The following is a 20310-nucleotide window of genomic DNA, read 5'->3' on the forward strand; positions in this document are numbered from 1 at the left end:
TTTGATTGATAAACAGAGTTGGGTATACGTCACCCCACACTGTTTTTTCCAACAATGAATTAAAAAGCGAAAGCGCTAAGAAAGCTTTGTCTCTTAGCGCCTTTGGATGAAATATTTTCTCTAACTTCTACACCATCTCTGATGATGCTTGCATCATCTGTTGTGGTTGCGGCTGGAACATAAACAACGAATAGACCACATCTCGGCGGATATTCACCATCATATCCAAGAAGAGTTCGTAACCCTCGCTCTTATACTCAATTAATGGGTCTTTTTGACCGTAACCACGCAATCCTACTGATTCGCGTAAGGCATCCATTTGTTGCAGGTGTTCCCGCCACAAGGTATCAATGCGTTGCAAAATAAAGAAACGTTCAGCTTGGCGCATCAGTCCGGGTTGAACTTGGTCAATTTGCGCTTCTTTGAGATCGTAAGCAATTCGCACCTGTTCATGGAGGAAAGCTTTAATCTCACCAACTGTCATATCTTCTAATTGATTTGGTTGCAAGTCTGCTAGCAGATAGACGAATTCTTTGACTTTCTCAACCAACTTTTCTAACTCCCACTCTTCTGAGGGTAAGTCTATGTTGATGTAGTAATCAACGATGTCATCCATCGTTTTTTCAGCGTACTTGATTACCTGTTCTTTCAAGTCTTGACCTTCTAAAACCCGGCGGCGTTCAGCGTAAATAGCACGACGTTGATTGTTCATCACTTCGTCATACTCAAATACCTGCTTCCGAATGTCGTAGTAGTAGGTTTCGACTTTTTTCTGTGCGCCTTCCAAACTGCGGGTAAGCATCCCAGATTCGATGGGCATATCTTCTTCTACATTGAAGGCTTGCATTAACCCAGCAACGCGATCGCCACCAAAAATCCGCAATAAGTTATCCTCTAAACTGAGGAAGAATCTCGTGGTTCCAGGGTCGCCTTGTCTTCCTGCACGTCCGCGCAACTGGTTGTCAATCCGCCGCGATTCGTGGCGTTCTGTGCCAATTACGTGCAAACCACCGATTCCTACTACTTCATCATGTTCGCGGGTCGTAAATTGTTCGTATTCTTGCTTAACGCGGTTGTAGGCTTCCCGCAATTTCAGAATCACAGGGTCATCAATGGGAGCTTTTTCGGCAGCCACAGCCACCTTGTCTTCAGCTTCCAATTCCGGTAAGCTGCGATCGCCATACTCACGGACTGCAATTTCTACTGCATCTTTGAGCAGTTTCTCTGTCTCTTTTGTCAACTGGGTAGGGAAGATTTCTGGTGAAGCCCGCCAAGTTTTGACTTTTTTGCCAGGGACAAAGCCTTGACCACCACCATGTCCTGTGGGCAATCCGGCTGGTCTTTGAACGCCAAAGCTATCTTCATCTTCTGGCATGACGATGCGGGGCATGAAGTATTCCCGCAGCTTCAGACGTGCCATGTATTCGGAGTTACCACCCAAGATAATGTCTGTACCTCTACCAGCCATGTTAGTAGCAATGGTGACAGCGCCTTTCCGTCCAGCTTGGGCGACAATTTCCGCTTCCCGCTCGACGTTTTCGGGACGGGCATTAAGTAATTCGTGGGGAATCTCTAACTGCTTCAGCAATCGACTGAGAAGTTCAGACTTTTCTACACTAGTGGTTCCTACTAACACAGGTCTGCCGAGTTCGTGCATTTCGGCACATTCTCTAGCGATCGCCCCCCACTTACCTGCTTCTGTCTTAAAGACCATATCAGACAAGTCTTCGCGTCTGCGATCGCGGTTGGTAGGAATTACCGCAACTTCGAGTTTGTAAATTTTTTCAAATTCTGGTTCTTCCGTTTTTGCTGTTCCCGTCATTCCGCCCAATTTTGGATACAGCAAGAACATATTTTGATAGGTAATTGTCGCTAGAGTTTGAGTTTCTGGCTGAATCTCTTCGTGTTCTTTGGCTTCAATAGCTTGGTGTAGTCCATCACTCCAACGCCGTCCAGGTAGCACCCGACCGGTAAATTCATCTACAATTACCACTTCCCCATTGCGGACGATGTAATTTACATCTTTAAGGAAAAGTTCTTTGGCTTTAATGGCATTGAAAACGAAGTGCGCCCAAGGATCTTCTGGGTCAAATAAATCTGTGACTCCTAAAAGATTTTCGGCTTCTGCAAAGCCTTCATCTGTCAATAGCACGTTACGAGCTTTTTCATCCACATCATAATGCTCGTCTTTTTTGAGTGTGAATGCTATTTCAGCCGCTTGTACATACTTTTCTGTAGGTCTTTCCACCTGCCCGGAAATAATCAGTGGTGTCCGCGCTTCATCAACTAAAATCGAGTCTACCTCGTCAATTACGCAATAATTGAACGGGCGTTGCACTACATCTGCCATTGATGTCGCCATGTTATCCCGCAGGTAGTCAAACCCTACTTCGCTGTTGGTGACATAAGTAATATCGCAATCGTAGTTTTTCTGGCGTTCACTGGGAGTCATGCTTGATTGGATTAGCCCCACACTCAGCCCCAAGAACCGATGCACCTGTCCCATCCATTCAGCATCCCGACGAGCCAGATAATCGTTCACGGTGATGACGTGTACACCTTTACCAGTCAGGGCATTCAAATAACTCGGTAAGGTGGCTACAAGGGTTTTACCCTCACCGGTTTTCATTTCGGCAATTTGCCCTACGTGTAAAATGATACCACCAAGCAGTTGAACATCAAAGTGCCGTAAGCCTAACACGCGCCGTCCTGCTTCCCGAACAACCGCGTAAGCTTCTGGCAAAAGGTCATCCAAGGCTTCGCCTTTGGCAAGCCGTTGTTTAAATTCGACAGTTTTAGCTTTTAACTCTTCGTCGGAAAGAACCTTAATTTCTTCCTCTAAAAGGTTAATTTCAGTAACAGAAGGCTGGTATTTTTTAAGCTTACGAGCGTTGGGGTCGCCCAACAAAAGTTTTAGCATGGCAGATTATAGAACTGAATCAAGGGGGATGGGAATTAAAGGGTCGGCATTGATTATAAACATTTAACCCAACCCAACCGTCTTGGTTGTGGATGGGTGTCAAATGAGAATTACCTCAAAAACAGGAGAAAAACTAGCCAATTATTTAGTAAACTAATTGGTTTTAACTCTTATCTTATATTTACTCTTTCTTCATAGTATCATTTTGCCCTAAGATGGGGGCAGAGAAGGAATAGAGTTATGAGTTAGGATCACTTCCATTCTGGTGTCAGACGACGGAAATTGTAATCGCTAGCACTGGGATGACAACTGACACAGCTGCCAAGCTGGACGGGACGTGGTAAGTTGACTCCTGGGTGCAAAGCTTTGAAATAGCGTGAGTTACTGAGGCGATATGGTGTTTCTTCATCGTCTCGTTGGACACGGGAGAAAGTCGAAAGATATCTCCACACCAAGATGCGCTGCGGATCGACTAAAGGCTTTATTTGTGCGCCGTAGTGCTGCGAGTCTTGCAGAAGATTTTTCCAAGTTTGGGTGGGTAAAACGCCTGGTGGTAAGGCTATGTGGCAGGTGGAACAGTTTTCTAAGTACAGTTCTTGCCCTAGTTGATACTGTGTAGGTACTGCATCAATAGTACCAATTTCGCTGGAAGGAGTAGCACTTTGAGCATTAGTTGCTAAAGCTAGAAGCCAACCCATAGCTAGGCTCCACGTTACAATTACCAGAAGTAAACCAAAAAATTGGCGTTTGAACTCGCGTTCGGCACTTTGCTTTAATACTTGGCGATCGCTATCACGAATTTTGCGTTTAACAAAAATTGACATTCCTCACATTCCCAGATATTTAGAAGTGGCGCTTGTGCTAATCATAGGACTTACGCAGTATTAGCAGTGTTTCAGATTTTGTATAAGTAGTTTTAGTAAGAGTACTCCAAGTAAAAAATGCTCAATTGTCATTGCGAGCGAAGCAAAGCAATCGCAAGGGCTGGGATTGCTTCGCTTCGCTCGCAATGACGGGTTTTGGATCATTTATTTTTTGGAACACTCTAATAGCAAGCCGCTCTGTGTCTAAGCATCTCTAAGCATTAATAACAATGGCATATCATTGACTGTGCCAAAAAAAATCTCTTGGTATTTTTAACCTGACTCATCAGAAAAATCAGCCACAATATCTCGGATTTCATTTGCACCAATATCTTCTCGGTCAGACTTGGAATAAATCGTTAATAGCAAAATACTTGTAGTTGACTCAACTTGATAAATCAATCGGTATCCAGCACTCTTACCTTTTTGGATACTACTGTTGCGAACTCTCACCTTGTAAACAATATACTCCTCACCGATACCCGCAATGCGTAGGCGTAGCCCGCCGTAGGCATCGCCTACAATGTTCCCCTGTTGTAATTGCTCAATAATCGGTTGAACGTCAGAGCGAATATTGCGAAATCTCTTAGATAGGTAGCGCAAGTTTTGTTTATATTCAGGAGTTAAATCGATTAATACCGATGGCTGTTCATTCGGCATCGATTCCCTCCCACATTTCAGATAATGGCAGGCGTTGCCCCGCTTTTGCTTGCTGCAAGGCTCTCCTCAAGCTCGCTTTAATCTCCTCAACGGGTGTATCATCAGGATCAACCTCTTCTGCTTCAGCCTGTTCTGGAACCAACACAATTACCCGAACCTGATGAGGATAAGTAGTTCCCTGAATCGGCTCATCTAAAACTAGGTTTCCCTGAGAGTCAATCCTGCCGGTAACTTCGATCGCTTTCATTTGTTGTCTACCTGATTTTGTAGGAGATCCTAACATTTGAAATCCAAGCAAGATCAGGGAATTTAAGTTTATCCCTGACTTTAATACAGGATTGCATTGGATTTCAGATTTTGTTATATCATGTTCGGCAAATCACTTATAGTATGTCATTGCGAATGCAACGAAGTGGAATGAAGCAATCGCAAAGGTTTGGGATTGCCGCGCAACGCTTGCAATGACATAAGTATTAAGTCGAACACGATATTAGTAGCATTTCTAGAGAAAGCAATTAGACCAAAATAGAAACGACCGTTATCTATCTTTTTGAATTTAAGGAATAGAAACCGATCGCAATAACCGCTCAACAACAGTTCTAGCGTTGCGTCCTCCTCTAGGAATAAGGCGATGGCAAAGAACGTGAGGAACGAGAAACTTTACGTCATCGGGAATGACATAATCACGCCCTAATAGAAAAGCTAGCGCTTGGGCAGCCCGTTGTAATGCTAATGTGCCACGCGGACTGACACCAAGGGCGATTTCCTCATCTTGGCGTGTTACCCGCACCAATTCGAGGATGTACTGTTGCAACGAAGTTGCCACTTTTACTTGAGAGCAGATGTAACGCAATTCCTGTACTTCTGCCAAGGTGATACAAGGCTGTAAATCGGCAACTTTCACACCATTTTGGAGATTTTGCAGCATCAGGAGTTCTTCTGACTCCGAAGGATAGCCCAAACTCAGCGACAACATGAACCGATCCATTTGCGCTTCCGGCAGGGGAAAAGTACCTTGATATTCGATCGGGTTTTGAGTAGCAATGACAAAAAAGGGCTGAGGAACTGGACGAGAGACACCATCAACTGTTACCTGATGTTCTTCCATAACTTCCAACAAAGCTGATTGAGTGCGGGGTGTAGCGCGGTTAATTTCGTCAGCTAGGAGGATATTGGCAAAGACTGGGCCAGGAAGAAAAGTAAATTCGCCGCTTTTTGGATTCCAGATATTAGTGCCAGTGATGTCAGTTGGAAGTAAATCGGGGGTACATTGTAACCGTTGAAACTTGCCATCCAGTGAACGAGCTAAAGATTTAGCGAGCAGGGTTTTACCAACACCAGGGACATCTTCTAGAAGGGCATGACCACCACCTAGTAAGGCTACTAGCACTAAGCGTATTGCCTCAGCTTTGCCAACGATGGTAAGAGCCAGATTTTGTGTTAAAGCGTCAATTTTTTCTCTCATGCAGCGCGGGGAGTGGGGAATGGGGAATGGGGAAGAAGCAGAGGAGCAGGGAGCAGGGAGCAGGGGGAAATAGCCAATTCCCAATGCCCAATGCCCAATGCCCAATTTCCCTAAATACATTGTTCCCACTCAGCACTCAGCACTCAACACTCAAAACTTCTTTAGCAACAATGCAGTCAAGGTGAATTTGTGTTTTTAAGGCTTCTAGAGAAGAGAATTTTTGTTCAGGGCGCAAAAATTTAACTAATTCTACAGCCAGTTTTTTGCCATACAAATCACCAGACCAATCAAATAAATGTACTTCCGCAGATGAATAAGTACCATTTACAGTTGGGCGATTGCCGATGTTCATTACGCCTAAGCTTTCACTAGAAGCCGCATCTGATGTTTCATTGAAGGTAAAAACGCGGACGGCGTAAACTCCCTGGCGGGGTAAAAACTTTTCTTTTGGTACTTGAAGGTTGGCGGTGGGAAAGCCAATCGTTCTGCCTAATTGTTGACCTTGAACGACAACACCAAAGAGAGTGTAAGGGCGACCTAGCAGTAGATTTGCGTTTTCGATGTCGCCTTGCTCAAGGGTTTGGCGGATCAATGAAGTGCTAATGCGGGCATCTTGAGCAGAAGTATTATTGACGCAACTACTTTCTGTGGGCGAGTCACCTGTATAAGTTTGTAAAGGAACGATGGTAACAGGGATATTATGTTTGGCGGCGATTAATTGCAAATCTTTAGCAGTGCCACTGCGCTTTTCGCCAAAACAAAAATCCTGCCCGATGCTAATTCGCTGGCATTGCAGTTGCTGCACGAGAATTTTTTGAACGAATTCTTCGGGGGTTAAAGCAGATAATTCTTTGTCAAAGGGTAGTAATACTAATTGTTCTACCCCAAGCGATCGCAATTGTTGGACTTTTTCATCCAGTGGCGTTAACAAAGTCCGGGGTTGCCCCGTGAAAAACTCCTGTGGATGGGGGTCAAAGGTGACAACTGTTGAATAGGCATATTCTTGATTCGTCAGTTGTTGACTTTCCTTTGACTGGGGGCTACTGGCTACTGACAAGCGATCGCCAGGGTGCAAGACTGGTTGAATTACTCTTTGATGACCAAGATGAACACCATCAAACTTGCCAAGGGCGACAGCAGTCGGCGTTAGTAGCCCTTTGCTCGAAGAAGCAACCCACACAGAACACCCATTTTGAGACAAATTTAGCACGTGGATTCTGAGATTTTAGGTTTATTTTAGCTATCAGCAGGAAGCTACTTTATGGTAAACCGCCTTAAGGAGGACAGCTTGTCATCTGTCATTTGTCCTTTGTCATTTGTAAATAACCAATGATTATGACTAATGACCAATACAACTCTTGGAGAGGCTCCGCCCTAAGCGTAGCTGTGCCGCAGGCTTTACGGCAACTCTTGGAGACGCACTCGCGTTCGCTCAGTACAAGTGACCAATGACCAATGACCAATGACTGCTGAAAGCTTCTGATCACCAATCTAATCTAAAATCTCCAATTCCTGCGATCGCAATCTTTAGGTAGAAAACTTACTAACAGGAAAAGATTCTGATAAGGCTACTGAGGTAGGAATCTGAAGTATCAATCCTTCTCGTGCCATGATCGCACCAGGAAATTTTGCAGATGCTTGTTTCCCGACAAGATCCAAAAAGTCGTCGTCATGTGCGGGGTCGTGGTGGTAAATTACCAGAGTTTTGACATTAGCGGCTTGTGCCAATTTCACAGCTTCTTGCCATGTAGAATGTCCCCAGCCAATTCTTGGGGATTTTGGCGAATGATATTCTTCGTCTGTGTAGGTAGAATCGTAAATTAAGATATCGGCGTTACGAGCTAGCCACAGCACGTTGTCATCAAGTCGGTCGGGAAAATGTTCGGTATCGGTTATATAAGCAGCAGCGCCACCACGCCAGTTGACGCGGTATCCTATGGCTTCACCTGGATGGTTTAAAGGTGCTGTTTCTACAGTCACTTCATCGATGTGGATTGGTTGCCCCGGTCGAATGTCGTAGAAATTTAAATTAGCTTGCATAATCTGCAAGGGAACCGGAAAATTCGGGTGCAACATTTGATCGTTGAGGCGCTGTTCTATGGTAGAACCATCAGGTGCGATCGCGCCGTAGATATGAAAGTCATTCCCCTTCACAAACCCTGGGGTAAAGAAGGGAAAACCCTGCATGTGATCCCAGTGAGAGTGGGTAAAAAATATATGAGCTTCCAACGGCATTTGACGCAACAAAGATTGCCCCAAAACATGCAGTCCCGTGCCAGCATCGAAAATTAAGCGTTTATCGCCCGCTTGCATTGATATGCAAGGGGTATTACCGCCGTAACGAACAGTGTGTGGCCCTGGACTGGGGATGCTGCCACGAACGCCCCAAAATTGTACGGTAAATTGGTTCTCTATCCTAGACATAGGTGTTGCTTGCTGGACTGAGCGGGCGATAATTGGAAAAATGTTACTTATTTTGGTTAAGTTTATGCTGTCTCACCGATATTGGTAGAGGAAGGATTTCTTGGTAAAACAGCATACCCTGTTTCTGGCTGATTGTGTAATTGTGAATGAAATACGATCGGGTAGAATTTTCTAGGTTTTGGGCTGGATGTGTATCGGTTATTTCAAGAGTGCCCCTACGTTATAGCCTACATTTTTCTCTGATGCATTTGCATAACCCCAATTTTGTCCTGATAAATCAAATGATTCACTGAAAATTAAATTCCCACTCAGATAATTTATCTAATCCAGTTGCGTAAGTGAGATTGTATTGTAACGGCGTAATACTGATGTGGTTTTTACGTACAATATGCACATCTAACGGTACATTTTGAGGCAGATTTGATCCGGTTGGGGGTTCCACATCCTCAACTACCTCTCCGGTTAACCAGTAGTACGTTTTTCCACGAGGATCAACTCGTTTATCAAACACATCAATGTAATGCCGTAGACCTTGACGGGTAAGAGTAACTCCCGCAATTTCTTCCCATTTCACAGCAGGAATATTGACGTTGAGCAACATTAAATCTGGCAGTGGTTTTTGAGCTAACTGGTCTACGAGAATTTTGGCAAACTTAGCAGCAGGTTGAAAGTCTTTAGATGTGTGACTCATCAGACTTAGGGCTACGCTAGGAATACCTTCAATTAGACCTTCCATTGCTGCCGAAACAGTGCCGGAATACAAAATTTCAGTTCCTAAATTTGCACCTTGATTAATGCCAGAGAGAACCAAATCAGGAGGAGTATCTAATAAAGCCCACAGCGCTAATTTTACGCAATCTGAAGGCGTACCATCGCAAGCCCAAGCTTTGATAGCAGGATGAAAAATCCCTTCAACAATTTCGGCGCGAATGGGTTGGTGTAAGGTTAACCCGTGTCCAGTTGCCGATCGCTCTCGATCTGGGCAAACTACACTAACATCATGACCTGCCTCTGCCAAGTAGTTGGCTAAGGTACGAATCCCCAAGGCAGAAACGCCGTCGTCGTTACTAATTAGTAATTTCATAGTCATTGGTCATTGGTCATTAGTTATTAGTTATTTGTTATTAGCGATTTGTCAATGTCTGAAATCACAAATAGCAAAAAAACATTTATACTCACTAGTACAGTGCGGCGGAATGCCCCTTATCTGTAAGTTGCTTTATCGAGCAGTTCACAGCTTTTGACTATAAACTAATGACTAATGACCAATGACTAATAACTAATGACTAGCAATTTAGAAGCTCAACTTTTAGCACTGCGGCAGGAAGGAGAAAAAGCGATCGCAGCCGCCGACACCCTAGAACGTCTGGAAGAACTCAGAGTTAATTATCTGGGTAAAAAAGGGGAACTGGGGGCACTGTTGCGAAGTATGGGGCAAATGAGTGCAGAGGAACGGCCGAAAATTGGAGCGATCGCTAATACAGTCAAAGAATCTCTGCAAACTAGTCTAGACCAGCAACGCACCGCCCTGGAAGCCGCGCAAATTCAACTACAGCTAGAGGCGGAAACTCTAGATGTAACTATGCCAGGAATTTATAGCCCCCAAGGTCGTATTCATCCTCTCAACGGAATTATTGACCGGGCGCTGGATATCTTTGTTGGTATGGGCTATACCGTGGCTCAAGGGCCAGAGATGGAAACAGATTATTATAATTTTGAAGCTCTCAATACTCCGCCCGACCACCCCGCCCGTGATATGCAGGATACCTTCTACCTGCCAGATGGTAATCTTCTCCGCACTCAAACCTCATCAGTGCAAATTCGTTACATGGAAAGAGAAGAACCACCTATTCGGATTGTCTCTCCAGGGCGAGTTTATCGGCGAGATAACGTAGATGCCACTCACTCGGCTGTTTTCCATCAAATAGAACTTTTAGCCATTGATGAAGGACTAACTTTTACAGACCTCAAGGGCACAATTAAAGTATTTTTGCAAGCAGTATTTGGCGATTTACCTATTCGCTTCCGCGCCAGTTATTTCCCCTTTACCGAACCATCGGCTGAGGTGGATTTGCAGTGGAATGGGCGCTGGCTAGAGGTGATGGGCTGCGGTATGGTCGATCCGAATGTACTTAAGTCTGTGGGTTATGACCCAGAAATTTATACTGGGTTTGCTGCCGGTTTTGGTGTAGAACGCTTTGCAATGGTGTTACATCAAATCGATGATATTCGTCGGTTGTATGCTAGTGATTTGCGGTTTTTGCAGCAATTTTGAAGAAGAATTCAGAAGTCAGAATTCAGGAGTCAGAATGAATGAGTGGGGGATTCAGACCCACCACTCGATTCTTGCACCACTAAATCTCCGATTTAGTGGGGGAGCAAAAACGCCGTTTATTCATCCGCCACTCGCACAGAATTCAATTCTGTTAGCGGATAGCTAAGGTTTAGCCCATTCTGGCGACTGACGCCTCTATTCTGTTCGTTAATCAAATCTCTTGCAAAAATCAATTTGCTCAAAACAGAAGCCAGAATTCAGTAAGATTATTAAAACTTAATCTTTGCTAGATCAAAAAAGTTTGAAAATAGTTTTACTTTTAGGACTTACGCAGAACTATACGCGGTAGGGGCAATTCATGAATTGCCCCTACCGGAAAATCTAGATTTGGGCTATTTTTTGCATAAGTCTTGACTCTCAATAACCAATGCCCAATGCCCCATGCCCGAATCCATAGGAATATAGCGTGTCAATAACAGAACATAAAATCAGTGTAGATTCACTGGAATGGTTTTATCGAGAATCTTTACCAATCGGCAGAACTGATTTAGCACCTGTGTTGTTGCTACACGGCTTAGTTTCACAAAGTTATAGTTGGCGTAATATTATACCTGCTTTAGCAAATCAAGGGACAAGAGCGATCGCTCCAGATTGGATTGGTTACGGCTTTTCTGCAAAACCAGAAAAACGAGATTTTGCTTACACACCTGATGCCTTTATCACAGCTTTAGAAGGATTTATCAAAGCACTAGAAATTGAACATTTTTCTTTAGTTGTCCAAGGCTTTTTAGGTTCTGTAGGTTTACAATATGCCTTGCGTCATCCAGAACAGATTGCCAATTTAGCTATCCTAAATACACCAATATCAACTGCTGCCAAATTACCCTGGAAAATTAAACAAATGGGTTTACCTTTGGCAGGTGAAGTAATGACCCAAGACCCCCTATTAGTTGACCGGACGCTGGAAGCTGGTAGCCGTTATCGCATAGGAGACAAGGATTTAGATATTTATCGAAAACCATTTTTGCAAACTTCGTCATCTGGACGGAGCCTTTTATCAAGTATTCGCAATTTACAGCTTGATTCAGCAATGACAGAAATCGAATCTGGCTTTAAAGAATGGCAACAGCCAATTCTGATTCAATGGGGAGTGATTGACCCTTGGTTATCTGTAGACATCGCCCAAAATTTTACTAATTCTACACCAAATTCTGAATTAATCAAACTTAATAACGTCGGACATTATCCTCAAGAACACTACCACGAAGCAATTTTAGAAGACCTTTTACCCTTTGTGCGTTGTAAAGATACTCATTGACAATATACTTTTGGCAAAAGTCGATATTATAAAAATGAATGTCAAAATTCAGGAGTCAGAATTCAGGAATCAGAATTAATTAGTAGAGGGTGCAAAATCATCACTGTAGTCCACTAAATGGAAGATTGAGTGGCAGAATTAAAATGTTTTTCTTGTTAAAACTCATCCTTTAACGGGTGGAATATTCTGGATTCAGAATTCTGGCTCCTGACTACTTTTTATTACCATTACAAATGGATAGCAACCACAAGTAAAGGAGATTATGATTCATGGCTTATTCATGGTTTAAAGCATTTCATATTATTGGATTTGTAGTTTGGTTCGCTGGTTTGTTCTACCTAGTACGCCTTTTCATCTATCACGTTGAAGCTAATGAAGAACCGGAACCAGCGAAAACGATACTGAAAAATCAGTATCAAATTATGGAAAAGCGCCTCTACAGCATCATCACTAACCCAGGCATGTTTGTGACGATCGCAATGGCTATCGGTTTATTAACCACTGAGCCGGACGTTTTAAAAGAGGGTTGGTTACATATTAAACTACTGTTTGTTGCCATTTTAATTGGCTATCATCATTACTGCGCTCGACTTATGAAGAAGTTGGCAGTAGATGAATGTGGCTGGAATAGTCAGCAATTACGTGCTTTAAATGAAGCGCCTACAGTTATGTTAGTAGCGATCGTATTGCTGGCTGTATTTAAGAATAATTTACCTACAGATATCGCTGCCTGGGCTATTTTTGCCATGATTATTTTGATGGCAGTCACTATTCAACTTTATGCCAAAAAACGCAGGCAAGATAAAGAGAAGCTGACTGCACAGATAGGGCAAGTTCCACAAGAACAAAGTTAGACAAAATTGCTGTCTACATAAGCTATGCATGGGTGCAAAATTAGTGATTTACGATTTGCAGTATCCCCGACTTATTTGAAAAGTTGGGGATTTAACTTTTTATCAGCGACTTCTCAACCTTTTATAGGTGAGAATTAACAACTTTAGTAGCTCTGAGTAAGTGATATGTTCCCTAGTCTTTGCAAAAGCGATCGCTCTATAACTTCACTGACAAATTTATTACCTTGCAAATTGAGGTGGATATGATCGTGGTACAAAGCTTGGGGGTTGGTAGTTGAATTAAATATCGGTAAAAAGTCTATATAGTCAATTTGCTGAGTCTTCGTAAAGTCATTCAAGCGCTGGCGGGCTTTAATTTCGTAATCGCGGGGGCCTGGTTCACCAATTTCTCGTAGTAAAGGAGTCATAACTAGTAAAAATTGACTGTTGTGGCGAGTCAAGGCTTGAATCTTGCCGATCGCCTCTAAATTAATCCCCACGCGATCGCCTGCTTCATTCTGCACTGCTTTCATGTCGGGAATTGGCTTCTGCTTGGCGATATAACGTTGCCACACTTCCACTAAGGCTAGAGGAGGTTTACTATCGGGATAGTTGCGATCGCGTCCTACTGGTAAAGAAGTGGGAGAGGTAGCAAATAAGTCATCGGTATTAATTAATAACACTACTGCTTGCGCGTTGAAAGTACCAAACTTCTCTAAATAAGCTAACTCGTTCCGTGGCCCCCAAGAGTTAGCTGAAGCATTTAATACTTCTACTTCCTGATAATTACTATGACTTGATGATGTCAAAGAACGCATCATCAGCGCGGATATTGTATTAGTCTGATCTGTCCACCAGCCTCCATTAGCAATAGAATCCCCTAACAGCAAAACTCGCAACCCAGAAGGTGCAAGTATCTTATCGATCGGGCTACCTCGCATAGAATAATCATTAATTTCAATGCGATTACCAAAACGGCGGGTACGCTGGTTAGGAGCCAATAAATAACCAATCTGCTCATCGCCCATGTAAATTAGAGGATTACCAAAGCCAAAGAGCGATCGCAGCCCGATCTCGGCTACCACAAACAATCCTATAACCACCGCCAAAATTACGATTAGCGCCTCTTTCACCTACCCAAATCCTCATTATACGGAGTTACTTTTCAACGATAGTAACTGACGCATTGGGAATTGGGAATTGAGAATTGGGAATCGGGTACAAGGGGAAAGACTTGTTTCAAGTTCTCACCCCTTGTCCCCTTGTCCCCTTTTCTCCCTCTGCTCCCGACTCTCCAAACACCCTAACTAAGCAGATTAAGATGTATTGGAATGTGTTTCTAAGCTTTAAAAACAGCAATTATATTGCTATTAACCGTTTATTTAATGGTTGACTATAATTTTAATATATTTTGGTTGCTTATGCTGCTTTTGTATAGGAGTATAGCAGTGTTTTCTAGTGATATAATCGTATATTACAGGTATTACTATCTATCGCTACAATTTTTATCAATTAATTAATTTCACAAAGATTTTTTTGGGGGTAAGGTAGGATGATAAAAATAGCCACACGTAAATATTTAGGCACGCAAAATGTCTATGATATTGGAGTTGAGCGTGACCATAATTTTGGTATCAAAAATGGCTTAATAGCTTCTAATTGTTTCAACAAATCTCATTCGACTGCTTATGGTTATGTAACTTATCAGACAGCCTATCTAAAAGCTAATTACCCATTGGAATACATGGCGGCACTGTTAACAGCTAACAGTGGCGATACCGATAAGGTACAGAGATATATTACTAACTGTACAAACATGGGTATTTCCATAGATCCACCAGATATTAATCGTTCTGGAGTTGATTTTACACCAACAGCAGGAAAGATTCTGTTTGGATTTTCGGCGGTACGTAACGTGGGACAGAACGCGATCGCCTGTATTTTAGAGGCGAGAAATGAAACAGGAGAGTTTAAATCCCTTGCTGATTTTTGCGATCGCGTGGATTTACGTGCTGTTAACCGCCGGACTCTAGAATCACTGATTTACTGTGGAGCCTTTGACAAAATTGAATCCAACCGCCAGCAGTTAATTAATGACTCAGAATTAGTATACGATTGGGCACAATCTCGCGCTAAAGATAGAGCTAGCGGTCAAGGAAATCTCTTTGATTTATTAGGCAATGGATTTTCTTCTACTCAAAATAAAAGAGCAAATAATGCCTTTGAAACTGCTCCTAAATCTAAACCTGTGACAGATTTACCCCCACAGAAAAAGTTACAGATGGAGAAAGAATTATTAGGCTTTTATGTATCAGATCATCCATTGAAATCCTTACGGCAAATAGCACCACTTTTGACACCGATCAACCTTTCACAACTGGGAGAGCAAAGAGAAGAAACCAGACTTTGTGCAGTTGTGATGTTGAATAACGTCAAAAAAGTGGTTACAAAAAAAGGCGATCAGATGGCAATTTTGCAAATAGAAGACCTAACTACACAATCGGAAGCTGTAGTTTTCCCCAAAACTTATGAACGCATTAGTTCCCTACTTCAAGTTGACACCAGATTGATTATTTGGGGAAAAGTAGACCGGCGCGACGAGCAAACTCAATTTATTGTTGAAGATGCAGAACCAGTGGAAACAGTACAAATGGTAATGGTGGAGTTAAATCCCCAGCAAGCAGGTGATATGGATTACTTACATCGCTTAAAAACAATTTTGCAAGACCACTCAGTAGATAAAGAAAAAGCCAAAATGCCAGTAATTGGAATTATCCAAACTGAAAATTCTCGGAAACTTGTTCGCTTAGGTTGGCAATTTTGCGTACAAGATTCAAGAATAACTGTTCAAGCTTTGCAAAATGCCAGTTTTCCTGCTCATATCAAATCGCTGACTGGTAACTGACATCAAAAGTGAAAAATCCGACAATACTGAAAAGCAGCTTCAAAATTAGTTTTACGGAACTGTCATCAGTAGAATGGCTTAAGTGTTTAGGATTTGAAACGTTTTTTTAGTTACTTACGCGGATGATGATTTTATTGAGAAAATGGTATCTTTTTATGCTAATAGCCTTAAGGCTGCGACCGGGGGAAGGAGTTAGAACTTGATGATTGTTAACGAACTACATAAATTTGTTTCATACTGTAAAAAAATTCAGCCCCAAACTCATGATGACATTCAAAAGTTCTTTGAAGGTGTGATCTTATTTCCTTATGACAAGGAACTTCTATTGCAAGCTTATTTATTTTTGAATATTAAAGACTTGTTTCCTTCGTGCGCTGAATTGCTACTATTTGAAAAATCTCCAATTTCAGATTATACAGATTTAGGAAAGTGTGATTTTGTTTACCAGACTTTTAAAGGTAGCCTATTTTTAATTGAAACTAAATTTATTGATACAGAAGCAACAGGAGCGACAGAAAGGAAAAGAAGAAATAAACACAGGAACAAGGTATTTGAGCAAGTTATAACTTTAAAAGGTCGATTTAGCGAATATTGGAATATGAGGCTAGATCAATTAGAGTGTGGGGTTTTCACGACAGATGCAGAAGTTGCTTGGCGAGGGAGTAGTGTAAACGTCACATCTAAATCAATATCTATAGAGCATCTCGAAAAATGGCGAAGAAGTTATCACACTAGTGAAAAATTTTTATCACATCAAGATGTGGTCAAGTTTGAGGGGAAGGTTAATCTAAAAGGTTGAATCAAAGCTCAATTATACTTTTTACGGTGTGTCCCTTGCCCGTAACCTTGGACATGCGGGCTACGCTCACGCAAGTCTGAGTCAAAAGCATTTATTTGGCTATATTGATTCGTCTTTGCCCTGAGCATAGGCAACCTTGGCCCGGAAAACGTGTCAGATTATTTGAATAAGTACCAAAAGTCTGACAGGAAAATCATACTAATGAGAATTTGGGCTACTATTGCTGTGCTAGCTTCCTCTTGGCTCATATTTGAGGTTATATATTCTGAGCCAATCAACGCTACTTCTGTTTTGAGAGAAAGTAACATATCGACTTTTGCGCCAAGGAATACAAAACAGATTACTGTTAGTAACACCGAGTTCGGTCTGAAGAGAGTTGACTCCAAAGGTAACGTTACCATTTTCCGCACAACAAGAGTGCCGCTTCAAGAAGGAAACATCTACGGATGGCGGATTAAACTTAAAGACTATCAAGGTGAAGTGAAATGGCGCGAAGTCTTGTATTTACCAAAACCTCCAGAAACTTGGGGTACAGATAACGGTGAAGATTTCTCAATATCAAAAGACGGTACTACATCCATAACACGGCGCACACAATCGGCTCTAGATGGTGTGATTGAAAATTTTTGGACGATCGCTCCTGGCGATCCGGTTGGTAAGTATAGAATAGAGGTCTATATTGATGACCGTTTAATCGGTAATTTCGAGTTTGAAGTTATTCCAGTCAAGTAAATGTGATATGAGAGGCTTGATCTCATCCCTGCTTTTTTACAAGGGTTAGGTAGGATCAAGCCTTAATCTCAGGGTATTGGAATATCAGAGGTTATTTGAAAAATAATTTTTCCTGTTGCTAATTCTACAGTTTTATGTACCCTCATATAAAATCGATATTAGTGATAGAAGTTTGATTATTGTTGGGTAGCGATTGTGAATACAGAGGAATTAAAAAGGCGGTTTGCCGCAGGGGAAAGATATTTTCCAGCCGTCAACTTGAGTAGAAACAGGCTAATTGGAGTTCATTTGCCTGGAATCAATCTATGGGGTTCTGACTTGAGTGGAGCTAATCTAGCTAAAGCTAAACTTTGGGGAGCAGATTTGAGTAAAACTAACTTAGCTAAAGCAAACTTAACCAGAGCAAATTTGAGCGGTGTCAAACTGAATGAAGCAAATCTCCGGGGAGCCAAACTCAACCATGCTAAGTTATATGGAGCGAATTTGACTGGCGCTTATTACGATGAAAGCACGCGGTTTTCTAGAGGTTTTGACCCCATCAGTAGAAATATGCGGAAGGTGTAAGGGTATTAAATGCACACCTTAACGGTAGGCTAATAGATATCAAACAAAATGGCATAAAAATGCTTACTGTTGCTAAATCAAAGCAGGTTGCGATGCCCATAGCGGGCGTAGCTATCGCAATCTTTTCTTTCAGTCTCTTACTTTACACTCAAGTAGCATCAGCCGCCATAACTTTACCCCTACGCAGCAAAAAGGGAATGGTGGTTTCAGCCCATCCTTTAGCAAGTGAGGCGGGAGTTTTGATGTTACGCAAAGGTGGTAATGCAGTAGATGCAGCCGTAGCTACAACTTTTGCAATTTCTGTAGTTGAGCCTTTTTCAGCAGGAATCGGCGGCGGCGGATTTTTGCTGATGCACTCTGAGAAAACTGGCGATATCAAAGCGCTAGATTTCCGCGAACGCGCACCCCTGAAGGCTACAAGAAATATGTATTTAGACGCAGAAGGAAAGGTGCGTTCAAATGCAAGTATCAGTGGTTATTTGGCAGTAGGGACACCAGGAACGGTGGCAGGACTTTATGAAGTGCATCGTCGCTATGGTAAGCTTTCTTGGCAAGAGGTGATGAAACCTGCGATCGCACTTGCTAAAGATGGCTTTATTCTGGGCGATGTCGCAACCTGGCGTTCTCTGCAAACAAACCAATCCTATAAACAAGCACTTCTCAAGAATCCAGCACTGCGGGAAATTTTCACTCGCAACGGTGAATTTTATAAACCAGGGGAAAAGCTGGTACAAAGTGATTTGGCACGCACCTTAACAGCAATTGTCGAAAATCCCCGAAGTTTTTACACCGGAAATATTGCTCGCGCGATCGCTTCTGATATGGTAAAAAATGGTGGTTTAATTACTCTAGAAGACCTAAAAAGCTATAAACCAATCTGGCGGACTCCCGTTTGTGGGAATTTCCGTAAAGCTAAAATCTGCTCAATGCCACCACCATCATCGGGAGGGATTCACCTATTGCAGATTTTAAATATTATCGGTGACACTGATTTAAAATCTTTGGGATGGCATCATCCAGACGCTATCCACTTAATGATAGAGGCAATGAAGATTGCTTATAGCGATCGCTCAGAATATTTAGGCGATCCTGATTTTGTCAAAGTTCCTGTACAAGAACTGCTTAGTCCAGCTTACGCCAAACAACGCCGTCAAGAAATTAATATGCAAATGGCTAGACCTTCGACCGAGGTCAAGCCAGTAGATAGAAAGACACTACAACGTTTTAGCCAAACTAACAATCAAAGTTTACGAGAAAGTACTATTCCGTTATCTCATCAGTCTCAAAAAATGCACGCGACGCGGTATGAATCTCCCCAAACCAGCCATCTTACTGTTGTGGATGGAGAACGCAACGCCGTAAGCCTGACTTTCACAATTAACCTGAGTTTTGGTGCTGGTGTCGTGACACCAGGAACTGGAATTGTCCTCAACAATGAGATGGATGATTTTGCTGCTGCGCCAGGAGTGCCTAATGCCTTTGGTTTAGTTGGTAACGATGCCAACAGCATTGCGCCCGGCAAAACTCCCCTATCCAGCATGACTCCCACAATTGTCACAGAAAGCGGCCGTTTTCGGATGGCAGCCGGTACGCCCGGTGGTAGCACCATCATCACCCAAATTTTGCAAGTCATCCTAAATGTGCTGGAATATAACATGGATGTTGGCGCAGCTCTTTCTGTTCCACGCATACATCATCAATGGCTTCCAGATCAGTTGCGCGTGGAATCCTGGGGTTTGGATGCTCTGACTGTGCAAGAATTACGCCGTCGGGGGCATAAAATTAAGGAAACTACTCCTTGGGGTAATGGTAACGCGATCGCTGTTACATCCGATGGAACTCTAGAAGGCGCGGCAGATCCTCGCGGTGAAGGTTCCCCCAGAGGTTTGTAAGCGAGTGAGGGACTGAATGAAATGACCAATGACCAATGACAAATGACCAATAACTATTGATTTTGGATTGTTGACTCTGCGTAGCTACTAGTCCCAAACTCGTTTGCGCGAGCGCTAGGTACTAGTGTCCAACCTGCTTTGAGAAGTTTTTGGTAAGTTGCCCAACCTTTAGAACCACCTGGTATTTGATAATCTGGGACTTTGAAATGTCCAAAAGCCGTGTAGGGCCGCCAAGGCTGATTGGGTTCGGTTTGCAAATACAAAATTTTCTCTCCGTCGCCACCAGACTTAGATAACCAGCACATTTGTCGATGCATTGCAGACTCCTTTGCTTTTAGCTAACCACTAACGCATAATATCAGACTTTTGTCAAGCTATTTCTCACCCTTGTGGCCTATTTTTGGACATGAAGATAAACAGCTTTGCCTCACCTTGTCTATTCGGGTGAGATTTTTCTAATGTTATCCGCGTTTTTTGCGATCGTGTGTAACAATAACTACTGTTTTCAGCGTGGGTTTGCAATTTGCGATCGGACTATTTATTTTTAACAAACAGAATTCGTCTCATGTCCGGCAAATTACTTGTGATACCGCAGATTGAAACTTTGTGAGGTACAGATGATCTTAAGGACACAGCAATGCTCATTAGTGTCAACTTAAC

Annotated in this window: 18 protein-coding genes; 8 read left to right on the forward strand and 10 right to left on the reverse strand. The window is 42.6% G+C overall.

The features are described from left to right. Positions 1-127: 127 nt before the first annotated feature. From secA to surE, 8 genes are all read right to left on the reverse strand, one after another. On the reverse strand, positions 128-2920 hold the full coding sequence (gene secA, locus VB732_RS24075; RefSeq protein WP_323233419.1) for a preprotein translocase subunit SecA: 2793 nt from the start codon (positions 2918-2920) through the stop codon (positions 128-130). 251 nt (positions 2921-3171) lie between these two features. Beyond that, a complete protein-coding gene (locus VB732_RS24080; RefSeq protein WP_323233420.1) occupies positions 3172-3744 on the reverse strand; it encodes a cytochrome C in 573 nt (190 codons plus the stop codon). Between the two features lie 312 nt (positions 3745-4056). Next, entirely contained in the window at positions 4057-4443 is a 387-nt protein-coding gene (locus VB732_RS24085) for a type II toxin-antitoxin system RelE/ParE family toxin (RefSeq protein ID WP_323233421.1), read from the reverse strand. After that, positions 4433-4690 carry a hypothetical protein gene (locus tag VB732_RS24090; protein ID WP_229490188.1) on the reverse strand — a complete coding sequence of 86 codons (258 nt, stop codon included), beginning with the start codon at positions 4688-4690 and terminating at the stop codon, positions 4433-4435. Before VB732_RS24090 ends, VB732_RS24085 begins: the two co-directional genes overlap by 11 nt. 309 nt (positions 4691-4999) lie before the next feature. Beyond that, positions 5000-5908: a MoxR family ATPase gene (locus VB732_RS24095; protein ID WP_323233422.1), complete on the reverse strand. Its 909-nt coding sequence runs from the start codon at positions 5906-5908 to the stop codon at positions 5000-5002. Between the two features lie 136 nt (positions 5909-6044). After that, positions 6045-7118, reverse strand: a complete 1074-nt coding sequence (locus VB732_RS24100; protein ID WP_323233423.1) for a bifunctional riboflavin kinase/FAD synthetase — start codon at positions 7116-7118, stop codon at positions 6045-6047. A 317-nt stretch (positions 7119-7435) separates the two neighbouring features. After that, positions 7436-8332 (reverse strand): MBL fold metallo-hydrolase, encoded by an 897-nt coding sequence (locus VB732_RS24105; RefSeq protein ID WP_323233424.1) that lies wholly within the window; start codon positions 8330-8332, stop codon positions 7436-7438. A gap of 286 nt (positions 8333-8618) precedes the next feature. Then, positions 8619-9416, reverse strand: a complete 798-nt coding sequence (gene surE, locus VB732_RS24110) for a 5'/3'-nucleotidase SurE (RefSeq protein ID WP_323233446.1) — start codon at positions 9414-9416, stop codon at positions 8619-8621. Between the two features lie 198 nt (positions 9417-9614). Between surE and pheS the strand changes: the two genes are divergently transcribed. The 3 genes from pheS (at position 9615) to hemJ (ending at position 12779) form a co-directional block, all read left to right on the forward strand. Next, on the forward strand, positions 9615-10607 hold the full coding sequence (pheS, locus tag VB732_RS24115; RefSeq protein ID WP_323233425.1) for a phenylalanine--tRNA ligase subunit alpha: 993 nt from the start codon (positions 9615-9617) through the stop codon (positions 10605-10607). Between the two features lie 466 nt (positions 10608-11073). After that, positions 11074-11925, forward strand: a complete 852-nt coding sequence (locus VB732_RS24120; protein WP_323233426.1) for an alpha/beta fold hydrolase — start codon at positions 11074-11076, stop codon at positions 11923-11925. A 269-nt stretch (positions 11926-12194) separates the two neighbouring features. Further along, a complete protein-coding gene (gene hemJ, locus VB732_RS24125) occupies positions 12195-12779 on the forward strand; it encodes a protoporphyrinogen oxidase HemJ (protein ID WP_323233427.1) in 585 nt (194 codons plus the stop codon). Between the two features lie 143 nt (positions 12780-12922). On the opposite strand, the gene VB732_RS24130 is transcribed toward hemJ, so the two are convergent. Beyond that, positions 12923-13891, reverse strand: coding sequence for an SGNH/GDSL hydrolase family protein (locus tag VB732_RS24130; RefSeq protein WP_323233428.1), 969 nt, complete (start codon positions 13889-13891; stop codon positions 12923-12925). A gap of 419 nt (positions 13892-14310) precedes the next feature. On the opposite strand from VB732_RS24130, the gene VB732_RS24135 reads away from it, so the two are divergent. From VB732_RS24135 to ggt, 5 genes are all read left to right on the forward strand, one after another. After that, a complete protein-coding gene (locus tag VB732_RS24135) occupies positions 14311-15663 on the forward strand; it encodes an OB-fold nucleic acid binding domain-containing protein (protein WP_323233429.1) in 1353 nt (450 codons plus the stop codon). Between the two features lie 202 nt (positions 15664-15865). Further along, a complete protein-coding gene (locus VB732_RS24140) occupies positions 15866-16462 on the forward strand; it encodes a hypothetical protein (RefSeq protein ID WP_323233430.1) in 597 nt (198 codons plus the stop codon). Positions 16463-16663: 201 nt separating this feature from the next. Further along, a complete protein-coding gene (locus VB732_RS24145) occupies positions 16664-17194 on the forward strand; it encodes a hypothetical protein (protein WP_323233431.1) in 531 nt (176 codons plus the stop codon). A gap of 195 nt (positions 17195-17389) precedes the next feature. Then, positions 17390-17758, forward strand: a complete 369-nt coding sequence (locus tag VB732_RS24150; protein ID WP_323233432.1) for a pentapeptide repeat-containing protein — start codon at positions 17390-17392, stop codon at positions 17756-17758. A 59-nt stretch (positions 17759-17817) separates the two neighbouring features. Then, entirely contained in the window at positions 17818-19650 is a 1833-nt protein-coding gene (gene ggt / locus VB732_RS24155; RefSeq protein WP_323233433.1) for a gamma-glutamyltransferase, read from the forward strand. 53 nt (positions 19651-19703) lie between these two features. Here the strand turns inward: ggt and VB732_RS24160 are convergent, their stop codons facing one another. Further along, positions 19704-19967 (reverse strand): hypothetical protein, encoded by a 264-nt coding sequence (locus tag VB732_RS24160; protein ID WP_323233434.1) that lies wholly within the window; start codon positions 19965-19967, stop codon positions 19704-19706. Positions 19968-20310: the final 343 nt, after the last annotated feature.

It is taken from the genome of Nostoc sp. UHCC 0252 (assembly GCF_034931145.1).
Taxonomy (GTDB): domain Bacteria; phylum Cyanobacteriota; class Cyanobacteriia; order Cyanobacteriales; family Nostocaceae; genus Nostoc.

Excerpts from the sequence above, each read along its gene's own strand:
- VB732_RS24145 (WP_323233431.1), top strand. The coding sequence starts at position 16,664 with ATGAGAATTTGGGCTACTATTGCTGTGCTAGCTTCCTCTTGGCTCATA.
- VB732_RS24085 (WP_323233421.1), bottom strand. The coding sequence starts at position 4,443 with ATGCCGAATGAACAGCCATCGGTATTAATCGATTTAACTCCTGAATAT.
- hemJ (WP_323233427.1), top strand. The coding sequence starts at position 12,195 with ATGGCTTATTCATGGTTTAAAGCATTTCATATTATTGGATTTGTAGTT.
- VB732_RS24095 (WP_323233422.1), bottom strand. The coding sequence starts at position 5,908 with ATGAGAGAAAAAATTGACGCTTTAACACAAAATCTGGCTCTTACCATC.
- ggt (WP_323233433.1), top strand. The coding sequence starts at position 17,818 with ATGCTTACTGTTGCTAAATCAAAGCAGGTTGCGATGCCCATAGCGGGC.
- VB732_RS24080 (WP_323233420.1), bottom strand. The coding sequence starts at position 3,744 with ATGTCAATTTTTGTTAAACGCAAAATTCGTGATAGCGATCGCCAAGTA.
- VB732_RS24135 (WP_323233429.1), top strand. The coding sequence starts at position 14,311 with ATGATAAAAATAGCCACACGTAAATATTTAGGCACGCAAAATGTCTAT.
- secA (WP_323233419.1), bottom strand. The coding sequence starts at position 2,920 with ATGCTAAAACTTTTGTTGGGCGACCCCAACGCTCGTAAGCTTAAAAAA.
- VB732_RS24140 (WP_323233430.1), top strand. The coding sequence starts at position 15,866 with ATGATTGTTAACGAACTACATAAATTTGTTTCATACTGTAAAAAAATT.
- VB732_RS24090 (WP_229490188.1), bottom strand. The coding sequence starts at position 4,690 with ATGAAAGCGATCGAAGTTACCGGCAGGATTGACTCTCAGGGAAACCTA.
- VB732_RS24160 (WP_323233434.1), bottom strand. The coding sequence starts at position 19,967 with ATGCATCGACAAATGTGCTGGTTATCTAAGTCTGGTGGCGACGGAGAG.
- surE (WP_323233446.1), bottom strand. The coding sequence starts at position 9,416 with ATGAAATTACTAATTAGTAACGACGACGGCGTTTCTGCCTTGGGGATT.
- pheS (WP_323233425.1), top strand. The coding sequence starts at position 9,615 with ATGACTAGCAATTTAGAAGCTCAACTTTTAGCACTGCGGCAGGAAGGA.
- VB732_RS24105 (WP_323233424.1), bottom strand. The coding sequence starts at position 8,332 with ATGTCTAGGATAGAGAACCAATTTACCGTACAATTTTGGGGCGTTCGT.